We start from the raw sequence: 12,837 nt of genomic DNA, 5'->3' as shown, positions 1-12,837 counted from the left end.
TAGGGTGCTCGCGTCCCCCGAGCGCTGCGCCGAGCTTCCGGCCGCGCGGTGCGCCGAGCGTCGAGCACGAGGACGGCCGATGGCCCACGAGTCACCCGCGACCGCCACCCCGCCCCCGGGCACCGCCGAGGTGCCGTCCGCGCCGCCGCCCAGCGGGTCGGTGACGGCGCTGCGGCTCGCGGCGGCCACGGCCGGCGCGCTGCCGGCGGTGGTGCTGCGGCTGGCCGGGATCCACCCCGAGCCGGTGCCGTCCATGCTGCTGTTCGGCCTCGGTGTGCTGTCGGCGGCACTCCTGCTGATGTGGGCGGCGGAGACCGCCCGGGCGGACATCTCCGGTCCGCTGGCGCTCGCCCTGCTGGCCTTCATCGCGGTGCTGCCCGAGTACGCCGTCGACCTCTGGTTCGCCTACACGGCCGGCACCCGCCCCGAGTACGCCGCCTACGCGGCCGCCAACATGACCGGCGCCAACCGGCTGCTGGTCGGCGTCGGCTGGCCGCTGGTCGCCCTGGCCGCCTACCTGGCGGCCCGGCGCCGCGATGTCGCCCCGGGGATCGTCCTGCGGGAGCACCGCCGGATCGACACCTCCTTCCTGGGCGCCGCCGCGCTGGTGGCCTTCGTGATGCCGGCGATGCGGCGGATCTCCTGGGTGCTCGCGGTGGTGCTGATCGCCTGGTACGCCTACTACCTGTTCCGGATCAGCCGCTGCAGCGAGACCGACGAGGAGGAACTCGTCGGCGTCCCGGCCCGGTTGGCGCTGCTGCCGCGGGCCCGTCGGCGGTCCGTCACCGTCCTGGTGTTCGTCGCGGCCGCAGCCGTCGTCTTCGCCTGCGCCGAGCCCTTCGCCACCTCGCTGGTGGACGCGGGCTCCTCGCTCGGCATCGACCGCTTCCTCCTGGTGCAGTGGCTCGCCCCGCTCGCCTCCGAGGCCCCCGAGCTGATCGTCGCCGTGGTGTTCGCCTGGCGGCTGCGCGGCGACGACGGCCTGGGCGCACTGCTCTCCAGCAAGGTCAACCAGTGGACGCTGCTGATCGGCTGCCTGCCGCTGGCCCACCTGCTGGGTGGCGGCCCCGCCTCGCTCCCCCTGGTCGAACGCCAGGTGGACGAGGTGCTGCTGACCGCCGCCCAGACCGTCCTCGCCGTCGTCCTGCTGCTCGACCTGCGCTTCCTCCCCTGGAAAGCCGCCCTGCTGCTCGTCCTGTTCGCCGCCCAGTTCGCCCTGCCCGGCGAGTCCTCCCGACTGGTCCTCAGCTGGGTCTACCTGGGCCTGGCGCTGCCACTGCTCGCCCGGCGGCTGCGCGAACTGCCGCCCACCGTAAGGGCGCTGGCGGGTCGGATCGCGGGCGACCCGCACTGAGCGGACCGCTCACGGCGTGGGCAGCCGCGCGCCGGAAGGCCGGCGGGCGGGCGGCGAACTCCTTGCCCGTCCCGCTGGCGGCGTCCGGCACCGTGCGCGCGCCTCGGCGCCGTGGTCGGGCATCGCCCCCCTCCGTTCCGGGCGACAGTCAAGCGAACCGGCGGGCGGTCCGGCAAGTACCCCACGAAGAAATGACGCATCGTCAGAGCAGCTCGGGCACACCGTGCCTACCCGAACGACCGGACCGTCGGGAGCGGTTCACAGTTCCACCACGAGGCCTTGGAAGAACACTCTCAACATCCATTGTCGCCACGCATGTTCGAAGGTAGAGTCGCCGTTCGCCGAGCACGGATGAGCAGTTCTCAGCAGTTCTCAGCGCATTTGGGGCGGGCATGTCAAATAACCACGGTTTCCCCCAGGTCGCCCCCGACCTGATTGACGTGTTCAGAGATATCGCACGTCGAAATCCCCGCCGTCCGGCGATCGTCCACCACGGACCCGCCCTGACCTACGGCCGACTCCTGGAGTCGGCGAACGCCCTGGCCACCCGCCTGGGCCCGGAGCCCGGCACGGTCGCCGTGCCGGCCGTCCACGCGCCGGAAACGGTGGTCGCACTGCTCGGCGTGCTGACCGCCGGGGGCACCTATTGCCCCGTCGACCCGGCATTCCCGGCGGCCCGCCGACAAGCCATGGCGGCGGCCGCCGGGTGCCGTACCGCGGTGCCCGGAAGCTCCGGAGACCTCCTCCGACTCGCAATCCGATTAGTGGAGTTACCGGAACCGTCGAAAAACTCCGGGGACCCCCCGGGCAGCCCCCCGGCGCACCCGCCCGGGACGGCCCCGGAACAACCCGCCTACATTCTCTTCACGTCGGGTTCGACCGGGCAGCCGAAACCCGTCCTGACCCCCCGCCGGGCCGTCACGGCCACCGCCCACGCACTGGGCGGGCTGTTCCGGCTCACCCCCGAGGACCGGGTGCTCCAGTTCGCCTCGCTCAACTGGGACACCTGCTTCGAGGAGATCCTCCCCACCCTCACCACCGGCGCGACCCTCGTCCTCCACGAGGACGCCCACAGCGGCTCCTTCCCCCGGTTCCTCCGGCTGGTCGAGCGCGAGCGGATCAGCGTCCTCGACCTGCCCACCGCCTTCTGGCACGAACTGGTCCACCACCTGGTCGACTCCGGCGACCGACTGCCCTCCTGCCTGCGCCTGCTGGTGATCGGCGGGGAGGCCGCCGCGCCCGCGCGCCTGGCCGACTGGGCCCGGCTGCCGACCGGCGGGATCCGGCTGCTGAACACCTACGGCTGCACCGAGACCACCCAGATCACCCACGCCGTGGACCTCGCCGGCCCACTGGCACCCGGGCGGACCTGGGACGGCACCACCCCCGCACCGATCGGCCGCGCCCTGCCGCACGTCGTCGAACGCCTTGGCGAGCAGGACGAGTTGCTGATCGGCGGCCCGGCCCTCGCGCTCGGCTACCTCGGCCTGCCCGAGGCCACCGCGGCCCGGTTCACCACCCTGGACGGCCGACGGTTCTTCCGCACCGGCGACCGGGTGGGCCGCGATCCGGACGGCAACCTCACCCACCGGGGGCGCCTGGACGGCGAGTTGAAGGTCCGCGGGATCCGGGTGGACCCGGCCGAGGTGGAGGCGCACCTCACCGGCCACCCGGACGTCGCCGCGGCCGCCGTCACCGGCGTCACCGCGGCCGGCCGCACCACCCTGGTCGCGTACGTGGTGGCCCGCCCGCAGGCCGCCGCCGCCCGCGCACCGGAGGGCGAACCGGACCCCGAGCCGGGCAGACCGGACCGCGAGCTGGGCCACGAGCTGCTGGCCCACCTGCGGGCGCGCCTGCCCGGCCACCTCGTGCCGGCCCGGATCACCCTCGTGCCCGCCCTGGTGCACACCCCGAGCGGCAAGGTCGACCGGGCCGGCTGCCACCTGCGCCACGCGGCTCCCCCCGACAGGTCGAAGGAGACCTCCCATGAGCACTGACCTCACCACCACCCCCGCCACCGCGGAGGCCCTGGCGGCCGTCTTCCGGCGCGTCCTGGAACGCGAGGACGTCACCGCCGACTCCGACTTCTTCGACCTCGGCGGGGACTCCCTGGTCGCCACCCGGGTGCTCAGCGCCGTCGCCCGCGCCCACGGCGTCGAGCTGGCCTTCGAGGACTTCCTGCTCGCCCCGACCCCGGCCGGCCTGGCCAGACGCATCGCGGCCGCGGCATGAACGAGGACGACGGACCCGGTACCCCGACACGCAGCGCCGTCGTGGTCGGCGCGGGCCTGGCCGGGCTCACGGCGGCGACCGGACTGGCGGCCCACGGCTTCGCCGTCACCGTCCTGGAGGCCCGGGAGCGGGTCGGCGGGCGCACCCACGGCATCGCGGCCGCCCCCGGCGTCCGGATCGACGCCGGCGCCGCCTACCTCGGCGACCGGCACACCGAACTCAACGCACTGGCAGCCGAGTTGTGCCTCAAGACCACCCCCACCACAATGCTCGGCGCCAGCCGCTTCGCCCTCTCCGACGCCGACGACCGACCCGCCACCTCGGACGGCCGGTTCCCCCCGCTCGACGCCGTCGCCCTCGGTGACCTCTTCGAGCGCCTGGCCGAACTCACCGACGCCGTAAGGCCGGACGCCCCCTGGCTCACCCCGGACGCCGAACGGCTGGACGCCCTGACCGCCGCCGAGTGGGCCGAGCGCCACCTCACCCACCCGGACGCCCGACTGTTCTTCCCGCTGTTCCTCGGCGAGATGTGCGCCGCCGACCCGGCCGACGTCTCCGTCCTGCACCTCGCCTTCTACCTGCGCTCAGGCGGTGGCCTGCGCTACCTCAACGCCTTCGCCGGCGGCGCCCAGCAGGACCGGATCGCCGGCGGCGCCCACCAGTTGTGCGAGCGGCTGGCCGCGCCGCTCGGCACCGCGGTCCGGCTGGGCGAGCCGGTCCGGGCCGTCCACCAGGACGACCGCTCGGTGACCGTCCGCACCGACCGGGGCGCCTACCGGGCCGAGGTGGCGGTGCTGGCGCTGCCGCCGCTGCTCGCCGACGCGATCGAGTACCGGCCCGCCCTGCCGCAACCCCGTTCCGGGGAGCACACCGCCCGCGGCTGCGCGGTCAAGGTCCACCTCGTCCACCCGGCGCCGCTCTGGCGCGACCACGGCCTGTCCGGCTGGTCGGTCAACGCCCGGGGCCCGCTGCTCTCCACCGTGGACGACTCCCCCGAGGACGGGATCGGCGTCCTGACCGGCTTCGTCACCGGCGCGGAGGCCCACCGCTTCGGCGCGCTCACCCCCGAACGGCAGCGCGCCGAGGCCGTCGAGCAGGCCCGCCGGCTGTTCCCGATGCTCCCAGAGCCGCTGGGCGTCCACATCACCGACTGGCTCGCCGACCCGTACAGCCGGGGCTGCTACGCCGCGCTGCTGGGGCCCGGCGACTGGACCCGGATCGGCCCGGCGCTGACCGCGCCGCACCGGCGGGTGCACTGGGCCGGCACCGAGACCAGCACCGCGTTCTTCGGGCTGATGGAGGGCGCGGTCCGCTCCGGCCGCCGGGTGGTCGCCGAGGTCCTCGCCCGCGGCTGAGCTCCGCACCCCGCTCCCGCCCCGCTCCCCCTCGCCCCTCCCCCGCTTCCGTCCCCCTCGCCCCTCCCCCGCTTCCCTCCTCCCCCTCACCACACCCCAGGCGCCCGGCTCGCGAGGCCGCGCGCCCGGCACCCCACGTCCGGAGACCGCCATGAGCGACCAGAGTCCCATCGCGCCCCTCGCCGCCCGCGAACGGCTGATGACCGAACCCGACCTCGGGGCCGGCAACTTCCTCGACCACGCGGTGGCGGCGAACCCCCACCGGTCCGTGCCGTTCGTCTTCACCCACCGCACCGACCACCGCGGCGAGGTGGTGCTGCGCGGCCACAGCCTGCTCGACCTGGTCGCCCTTCGCGACCGCTACGCCGCCTGGTACCACGCCAACGGGGTGCGCCCCGGCGAGCCGGTCGCCGTGGTGGTCGGCGAGGGGCTGGAGCCGCTGCTGCACTTCCTCGCGCTCACCTCGCTCGGTGCCGTCCCCGCGCCGGTCAACGACGCGATGCGGCACGACGTCATGGTGCGCTATCTGGACCACGTCGGCGTGGTCGGCGTGGTCGCCGACGACACCACCCGGCTCGCCGCCGCCTACCGGAGCGACCCGCAGCGCCGCCCGCGCTTCCTCGCCCTCGCCGCCGAGGTGCGCGCCTTCGACGCGGCCGCCGTCGAACTGCCCGCCGGCCACCCGCACCGGCACGCCGCCGAGGACGTGGTGGCGCTGATCCACTCCTCCGGCACCACCGGCACCCCCAAGTCGACCATGCTGGCGCACCGCGGCTTCTGGGACGGCAAGCAGCCCCGCATGGTGCGCTTCCCCGCCGAGCCGTACGACCGGCTGATGTCGCTGATGCCGCACACCCACGCCGGCGGCCTCAGCTACTTCCTCACCGCCGTCCTGCTCGGGCTGCCGACCGTGGTGATGTCCGACTGGCGCCGCGCCGTGGTGGAGCCGGTGATGGAGGCCTTCCAGCCGACCATGGTCGCCTCCTTCCCGCGGACCTTCGTCGAACTGGCCACCGGGGAGCTGCCGGTGCGCGGCGCGGCCCGGGTGCACTCCTGGTTCAACACCGGCGACAGCGCCCACCACGGGCACATCCGCCGACTGGTGACCCTCGGCGAGCGGCCCGCCGGGCTGATCCGCCCCTGGCTGCTGCCGAGCGAGCGGGCCGAGCAACCCGCCCTGCCCGGATCGCAGTTCATCGACGGCCTGGGCTCCTCCGAGATGGGCATGGCCCTGTTCGGGCAGGTCAGCACGCCGGAGAGCGGCCGGGACGACCGCTGCGTCGGCAAGCCGCTCGAAGTGGTCCGCCGGGCCGCCGTGCTGGACCACGACGGCACCGAACTCCCGGACGGCACCGTGGGGTTGCTGGCCGTCGACACGCCCTCGCTGACCCCGGGCTACTGGCACGACGAGCGGCTGACCGCGAGCTTCGAACTGGCCGGCTACTGGCTCACCGGCGACGTCGCCCGCCGCGACGCCGAGGGCCGCTTCCACCACCTCGACCGCACGGTGGACGTCATCGACACCGCCTCCGGCCCGGTCTACAGCCTGCCGATCGAGGAGGTGCTGCTGGCCGACTGCGCGGACCTCGTCCGGGACTGCGCGGTGGTCGGCGTCCCCGCCGGCCCCGGGAACGGACAACACCCCATCGCCGTCGTGCAGTTGCAGCAGGAGGCGACCGACACCGAGGCCGAGGCGGTACGGGCCGCAGCCAACGCGGCACTGGCCGCGGCCGGGCTGGCCGCCCTCGCCGCCGTCCGGATCGCCCGCACGGCGGAGGACTTCCCGCTCGGCCCGACCGGCAAGGTGCTCAAGCGCGAGCTGCGCACCCGCTACGCCGGCCTGCTCACCGGCCAGTAGACGGCCATGGACCACCCCGCGATCCAGCCCGCGAACCGCCCCGCGACGCACCCCGCGACCCACCCTCCGGCCCACCCCCCGATCCGCCAGCCCTACCAGTACGCCCGGACGGAACTGGTCGAACCCGACTGGCGCCGACTGCCCGGCTGGCGCCGGGTCACCGCGGCGCAGTGGCGCGACGCCCAGTGGCAGCGCGCCCACTCCGTGCAGAACGCCCGCCAGCTGCGGGCCGTCGTCGGCAACCTGCTCACCGACCGCTTCTACGACGAACTGGCCGTCGACCAGGCCGAGTTCGCCACCATGCCGATCCTGCTGCCGCCACAGGTGCTGAACACGATGGCACCCGGCGCCGACACCACGCCGGAGGCCTTCACCGAGGCCTTCCTGGCCGACCCGGTGCGCCGCTACATGCTGCCCGTGCGCGCCGACCGCCACCCCCGCTGGCCCAGCCACCCGCTGGCCGCCCGGGACTCGCTGCACGAGGCCGACATGTGGGCGGTCGAGGGCCTGACCCACCGCTACCCCACCAAGGTGCTCGCCGAGCTGACCGCCACCTGCCCCCAGTACTGCGGCCAGTGCACCCGGATGGACCTGGTCGGCACCTCCACCCCGCAGGTCGCCAAGACCCGGCTGCGGCTGCGCCCCGCCGACCGGCAGGAGCAGATGCTCGACTACCTCAAGCGCACCCCCTCGGTGCGCGACGTGGTGCTGTCCGGCGGCGACCTCGCCAACGTGCCCTGGCCGCGCCTGGAGTCCTTCCTGCTGCGGCTGCTGGACCTCGGCTCGGTCCGCGACATCCGGCTGGCCAGCAAGGCCGTGGTCGGCCTGCCCCAACACTGGCTGCAGCCCGCGGTGCTGGCGGGCGTGGCGCGGGTGGCCGCCGTCGCGGCCCGCCGGGCCGTCAACCTCGCCGTGCACACCCACGCCAACCACGTCCGCTCGGTCACCCCGCTGGTGGCCGAGGCGGCCCGGGCCCTGCTGGACGCGGGCGTGCGGGACGTCCGCAACCAGGGCGTGCTGATGCGCGGCGTCAACGACACCACCGAGGACCTGCTGGACCTCTGCTTCGCCCTCCAGGGCGAGGCCAACGTCCTGCCGTACTACTTCTACCTCTGCGACCTCGTCCCCGGCGCCGAGCACTGGCGGACCCCGCTGCACCGGGCCCAGCACCTCCAGGAGGCGATCATGGGCTACCTGCCCGGCTACGCCACGCCCCGCCTGGTCTGCGACGTCCCGCGGGTCGGCAAGCGCTGGGTGCACCAGGCCGTGGCGTACGACCGCGAGCGCGGCATCTCGTACTGGACCAAGAACTACCGCACCAGCCTGGACGCCGACGCCCCGGGCACGCCCGACGCCCCCGAGGCCCCGGGGGCTCCCGACGCCCTCGACCGGCGCCACCCCTACTACGACCCGGTGGACACCCTCCCCGAGGCCGGCCGCCGCTGGTGGGCCGGGCCGTCCACGACGACCGCACGCCGAGGAGCACGATGACCACTCCCGACCCGGCCGGCCCGCTGCGCCGGCTGTGCTGGATCTTCCCCGACCGGGAGTCCTCCCGGATGGCCGAGATGTGGCACGGCTTCTTCTGGGACCTCTACGCCGAGAGCGCCGCCGACCTGGGCCTGCGCTGGACCCGGCACGCCCCGGACGCCGTCAGCGTGGACGCCACCGGCCCCGGCCGCCCCCGGGTGTACGTCGACGACGAGTCGGTGACCCCCGAGGACACCCTGTTCATCACCGCGCTCTACTCGCTGCCGTACCAGTCGATGGACGTCTTCAACCAGTACGCGCTCTACGCGGTGCTCGAACAGGCCGGCTTCTACCTGCCGTTCCCTCCGCAGGTGTCGCTGATCGGCAACGACAAGCTGGCCACCCTGCTGTTCCTGGCCGACTCCCCGGTGCCGACCATCCCGACCGTACGGATCGGCACCGGGCGGGACACGAGCAAGTACGGCTACGAGGTCGCGCTCGGGCGGATGACCTACCCCGCCATCGTCAAACCGGCCGGCTGGTGCGGCGGCGGCGGGATCAATCTGGCCCGCGACCCCGAGGAGGTCCGCGGCCTGGCCAGCCTCGCCCAGGGCGGCGACACCACCCTGGTGATCCAGCCCTACCTGGGCGACGGCACCGTCGACTACCGGGTGTACGTGGTCGACGGCCGGCCCTACGCGGTGATGAAGCGCACCCCCGAGCCCGGCTCCCCGGTCGCCAACGCCAGCCGCGGCGGGGCCATGGAGTTCCCCCCGGTGCCGCCCGAACTCGCCGCCGCAACCGCCTGGTTCGCCGAACGGCTGCCGATCCCGTTCTTCTGCGTCGACTTCCTGTACGACGGCGAGCGGTACTGGTTCTCCGAGCTGGAGCCGGACGGCGTGATCGCCCCCGACCACACCGACCCGGACCGCATCCTCCAACGGGACGTCACCCGTGCCCGGTTCGCCGCCTACCGGGACGGCCATGCCCGGTGGCTCGCCGACGGCGGGCGCCCGCTCACCCTCGGCGCCGCCCCCTCCACCTCCACCCTCCTCCCCGCCCACCGGACGGACCCCCGATGACCGCCTTCTCGCTGTCCCCCGAGGCCGCCGCGCCCCGGCTGCACGTGGCCCGGCGCACCCTGGAACGGCTGCGCGGCGTACCCGCCCTGGCCGCGCGCTACCCGCGCCACCTCGACGCCGACTCCCTGGAGCGGCTCGCCCAGCTCCCGCCGCTGGCCAGGGACGACCTCAACACCGCCCTCGCCCACCTGGAGCCGGCCGCCGACCGGTCCGCGACCTGGCTGTTCCAGAGCGGCGGCAGCACCGGCGCCCCGAAGGTCGGCTACGCCCCCACCGGCTTCTACATGGCCGGCGTGCACGCCCACTGGCAGCCGCTCGACCGCACCGACGTCTTCGTCAACGCCTGGGGCGCCGGCCGGATGTGGGGCGCGCACTTCCTCGCCGCCGCCCTCGCCGACCTCTCCGGCTGCCGGATCATCGCCCTCGGCTCGGTCGCCAAGGACGAGTACGGCGCCTGGCTGGAGTTCCTGGCCGCCCGGCGGGTGACCGCCATCGGCGGCACCCCCAGCGTGCTGCGGCTCTGGTTCGCCCACGCCCGGGCCGCCGGGCTCCGCCTCCCCTCGCTGCGCAAGGTGCTCTGGCTCGGCGAGGCCTGGCAGCCCCGACTGGACGACGACCTGGCCGCGGTGGCCCCCGAGGCCCGCCGCTGGGGCATGTTCGGCAGCACCGAGACCTGGGTGGTGGGCACCAACACCCCGGACTGCCGGGCCGACACCTTCCACCCGCTGCCGCACCAGCTGGTGCACACCGGCGACCACGGGCTGCTGGACTTCACCGCCCTCGACCCGGCGGTGCTCAACCCGGTGCTGCGCTACCGCACCGGTGACGCGGGCGAGTTGACCGCCTGCCCGTGCGGGCGCCCCGAGCCCGCCATGCGCGTGCTGGGCCGGCGCGACAGCGTCGTCCAGGTCCGCGGACTCGGACTGGACGTGGACGAGCTGGTCGCCCGGGCGGAACGCGCCCCGGGCGTGGCCCGCGCCCAGGTGGTGCTCACCGAGCGGGGCGGCCGGGCGACCGGCCTGGAGCTCCTGGTGGTGGCCGCCGGCCCGGCGCCCGCCCCGGACCTCCCACGGCTGCGCACCGAGCTGCTCACCGCCACCATCACCCTCGGCACCGCCTTCCAGCACGACCCCGGCTCCTTCCGGGTGCGCCCGGTGGACGAGCTGGTCAGCAACGACCGCACCGGCAAGACCGCCGCCCTGGTCGTCCGGGAGGAGTCTTGACGGCCGGCACCGCACCGGCCCGTCCGGAGGAGTCGGGCCCGCCCGCCCCGCTCGGGCGCGGCTTCGCCCTGTTCTGGGCCGGACAGACCGTCAGCCTGGTCGGCGACAAGGTCACCGTCTTCGTCGTCCCGACCCTGATGATCTTCGTGCTGCACGCCTCCGCCCTCCAGGTCGGCGTGGTGGCGATGGCCCAGTACCTCGGCATCCCGCTGCTCGGGCCGGTCGCCGGGGTGCTGGTCGACCGCTGGGACAAGCGCCTCACCATGCTCGCCTGCGACCTGGTCCGGCTGGCCGCCGTCGCCGCGATCCCGCTCGCCTACGCGCTGGACGCGCTCTCCACCCCGCTGCTGTTCGCCTGCGTGGCCGTCATCAGCGGCGCGACGATCTTCTTCAACGTCGGCTACCTGGTCGCCGTCCCCGCCGTGGTGCCCGAGGACGGGATGGTCCGCGCCTACTCCCGGCTGGAGGGCAGCGGCTCGGTCGCCGAGGTCGCCGGGCCGTCCATCGCCGCCGCCCTCTACAGCGCGCTCGGTGTGGCCGCCCTACTCGTCGACGCGGCCAGCTACCTGGTCTCGGCCGCCTGCTTCCGCCACATGCGCCCCTGGGGCGAGCGGACCGTCGAGGAGGGCTCGATCCGGGAGCGGCTGACCCGCGGCTTCCGGCTCAACTGGGCCGACCCGGTGCTGCGCCGGGTGGTGCTGGCGGCCGTGGTCCTCAACTCCGGCGGTCCGGTGTACGTCACCGTGCTGCCCGTCCTCGCCTACCGCGGCCTGGGCGTCCGGGTCGGCGTCTTCGGCGCGGCCATGTCGGTCGCGGCACTCGGCGCCCTGCTCGGGGCCCTGGTCGCCCCCCGGCTCTCCCGGCGGTTCGGCCTCGGGCGCACGATGGCCTGGTCGCTGCTGCTGCACTGCCTGGTCGGCCTCGGCGTGCTCGCCGCGCCCGCGCTGCCGCCCGGCCCGGTGATCGCCGTGACCATGGGCTGCTACGGCTTCTTCATGTCCTGCATCAACGTGTGCAGCGCCCCCGCCCGGCAGTCCCGGATGTCCGCGCGCAACCAGGGCGTCATGCACGCCGCCTTCCGGACCGTCACCTGGGGCGTGATCCCGCTCGCCGCGCTCGTCGGCGGCCTGGCCGTCTCACTGCTCACCGGACCGCTCGGCGTCCTGGACGCCGCCCGGCTCACCATGGCCGGCGGCACCCTGCTGGCGGCCTGCTCCTTCGCCCCGGCCCTCGGCCTCCAGCCGCTGCTGGACGCCGCAGAGCGCGCGAGGACCGCCGCGGAGAGCGCCTCGGAGGTCACGAGGACCGCGGCGCAGGAGGGCGCCGCGTGAACGGGCCCGACTCCGTGGACCCCACCGGCCGGGTCCTGCTGATCACCGGCACCTCCTCCGGCATCGGCCTGGCCGGCGCCGTCGCCGCGGCCCGGGCCGGCTACACCACCGTCGCGACCCTGCGCGCACCCGACCGTGCCGGGGCGCTGCGGGCCGCCGCCGAGGCCGCCGGGGTGGCGGTGGACGTCCGCCGGCTGGACGTCACCGACCCCGACTCGGTGACCGACTGCCTGGCCGCCGTGCACCGGACGTACGGGCGGCTCGACGCCGTCGTCAACAACGCGGGCGTCTCCAACTCCGACCCCACCCTGGAGATGTCCACCGACGCGGCGCTGCGCGCCAACCTGGACGTCAACTTCTTCGGCGTCGCCACCGTCAGCCGGGCCGCACTGCCGCTGCTGCGCGCCACCGGCGGCCGGCTGGTCACCGTCGGCAGCGTCCACGGCGTGGTCGGCCAGCCCTTCAACGAGGCGTACTGCGCGGCGAAGTTCGCCGTCGAGGGCTTCATGGAGGCGCTCGCCCCGGTCGCGGCGGCGCACGGCGTCCGGGTCTCGGTGGTGGTACCGGGCTTCGTCCCGGACACGGCGTTCGGCATCTTCCCGGACGTCGACCGGAGCACCCTTCAGGCCGCCTCCGGCCCGTACGCGCCCACCTTCGCCGACTACCTGCGCTGGGTCGGCGGTGCGGGCTGGGAGTCGGCCGGCCAACCCGCCCGGGAGGTCGCCGAGGTCGTGGTCCGCACCCTGCGCGCGCCGCGTCCGCCGTTCCGGGTGCCCACCAACGCCTGGGCCGCCGACTACCTGGCCGCCAAACTCGCCGACCCCGACGGCTCCGCCGTCCAGGCCCTCGCCCACGGCTGGCTCGGGCGGCCCGCGACCACCCCCTGAGCCCTCCGAACCCCGCCACCGGCCCGCTTCCAGACCCACGGAGTC

10 protein-coding genes are annotated in these 12,837 nt (G+C 74.9%); all 10 read left to right on the top strand.

Translation table 11 applies throughout. The features are described from left to right. Positions 1 to 79 precede the first annotated feature (79 nt). Positions 80 to 1,354, top strand: coding sequence for a calcium:cation antiporter family protein (locus tag ABTY61_RS04175; protein WP_350503362.1), 1,275 nt, complete (start codon positions 80 to 82; stop codon positions 1,352 to 1,354). Between the two features lie 392 nt (positions 1,355 to 1,746). Beyond that, a complete protein-coding gene (locus ABTY61_RS04170) occupies positions 1,747 to 3,351 on the top strand; it encodes an AMP-binding protein (protein WP_350503361.1) in 1,605 nt (534 codons plus the stop codon). Next, positions 3,341 to 3,586, top strand: coding sequence for a phosphopantetheine-binding protein (locus ABTY61_RS04165; protein WP_350503360.1), 246 nt, complete (start codon positions 3,341 to 3,343; stop codon positions 3,584 to 3,586). The genes ABTY61_RS04170 and ABTY61_RS04165 overlap by 11 nt, the downstream gene beginning before the upstream one ends. Then, positions 3,583 to 4,941, top strand: a complete 1,359-nt coding sequence (locus ABTY61_RS04160) for a flavin monoamine oxidase family protein (protein ID WP_350503359.1) — start codon at positions 3,583 to 3,585, stop codon at positions 4,939 to 4,941. Before ABTY61_RS04165 ends, ABTY61_RS04160 begins: the two co-directional genes overlap by 4 nt. A gap of 151 nt (positions 4,942 to 5,092) precedes the next feature. Further along, positions 5,093 to 6,799: a class I adenylate-forming enzyme family protein gene (locus ABTY61_RS04155; RefSeq protein WP_350503358.1), complete on the top strand. Its 1,707-nt coding sequence runs from the start codon at positions 5,093 to 5,095 to the stop codon at positions 6,797 to 6,799. A 6-nt stretch (positions 6,800 to 6,805) separates the two neighbouring features. Then, the gene (locus tag ABTY61_RS04150) at positions 6,806 to 8,290 is read left to right on the top strand and encodes a KamA family radical SAM protein (RefSeq protein ID WP_350503357.1); all 1,485 of its coding nucleotides are present in this window, start codon (positions 6,806 to 6,808) and stop codon (positions 8,288 to 8,290) included. Beyond that, positions 8,287 to 9,351: an ATP-grasp domain-containing protein gene (locus tag ABTY61_RS04145; RefSeq protein ID WP_350503356.1), complete on the top strand. Its 1,065-nt coding sequence runs from the start codon at positions 8,287 to 8,289 to the stop codon at positions 9,349 to 9,351. Before ABTY61_RS04150 ends, ABTY61_RS04145 begins: the two co-directional genes overlap by 4 nt. Further along, positions 9,348 to 10,574 (top strand): AMP-binding protein, encoded by a 1,227-nt coding sequence (locus tag ABTY61_RS04140; protein WP_350503355.1) that lies wholly within the window; start codon positions 9,348 to 9,350, stop codon positions 10,572 to 10,574. The genes ABTY61_RS04145 and ABTY61_RS04140 overlap by 4 nt, the downstream gene beginning before the upstream one ends. After that, complete coding sequence (locus ABTY61_RS04135) at positions 10,571 to 11,905, top strand: MFS transporter (RefSeq protein ID WP_350503354.1); 1,335 nt, start codon at positions 10,571 to 10,573, stop codon at positions 11,903 to 11,905. The genes ABTY61_RS04140 and ABTY61_RS04135 overlap by 4 nt, the downstream gene beginning before the upstream one ends. After that, a complete protein-coding gene (locus ABTY61_RS04130) occupies positions 11,902 to 12,792 on the top strand; it encodes an SDR family NAD(P)-dependent oxidoreductase (protein ID WP_350503353.1) in 891 nt (296 codons plus the stop codon). The genes ABTY61_RS04135 and ABTY61_RS04130 overlap by 4 nt, the downstream gene beginning before the upstream one ends. Positions 12,793 to 12,837: the final 45 nt, after the last annotated feature.

The sequence above is a fragment of the Kitasatospora sp. NPDC096128 genome, from assembly GCF_040303105.1.
GTDB lineage: Bacteria > Actinomycetota > Actinomycetes > Streptomycetales > Streptomycetaceae > Kitasatospora.
This window is presented reverse-complemented; position numbering and strand designations above follow the sequence as displayed.

What these genes read in the sequence shown, in the direction of transcription:
- ABTY61_RS04170 (WP_350503361.1), top strand. Translation starts at nt 1,747, where the DNA reads ATGTCAAATAACCACGGTTTCCCCCAGGTCGCCCCCGACCTGATTGAC.
- ABTY61_RS04160 (WP_350503359.1), top strand. Translation starts at nt 3,583, where the DNA reads ATGAACGAGGACGACGGACCCGGTACCCCGACACGCAGCGCCGTCGTG.
- ABTY61_RS04155 (WP_350503358.1), top strand. Translation starts at nt 5,093, where the DNA reads ATGAGCGACCAGAGTCCCATCGCGCCCCTCGCCGCCCGCGAACGGCTG.
- ABTY61_RS04145 (WP_350503356.1), top strand. Translation starts at nt 8,287, where the DNA reads ATGACCACTCCCGACCCGGCCGGCCCGCTGCGCCGGCTGTGCTGGATC.
- ABTY61_RS04140 (WP_350503355.1), top strand. Translation starts at nt 9,348, where the DNA reads ATGACCGCCTTCTCGCTGTCCCCCGAGGCCGCCGCGCCCCGGCTGCAC.
- ABTY61_RS04150 (WP_350503357.1), top strand. Translation starts at nt 6,806, where the DNA reads ATGGACCACCCCGCGATCCAGCCCGCGAACCGCCCCGCGACGCACCCC.
- ABTY61_RS04165 (WP_350503360.1), top strand. Translation starts at nt 3,341, where the DNA reads ATGAGCACTGACCTCACCACCACCCCCGCCACCGCGGAGGCCCTGGCG.
- ABTY61_RS04175 (WP_350503362.1), top strand. Translation starts at nt 80, where the DNA reads ATGGCCCACGAGTCACCCGCGACCGCCACCCCGCCCCCGGGCACCGCC.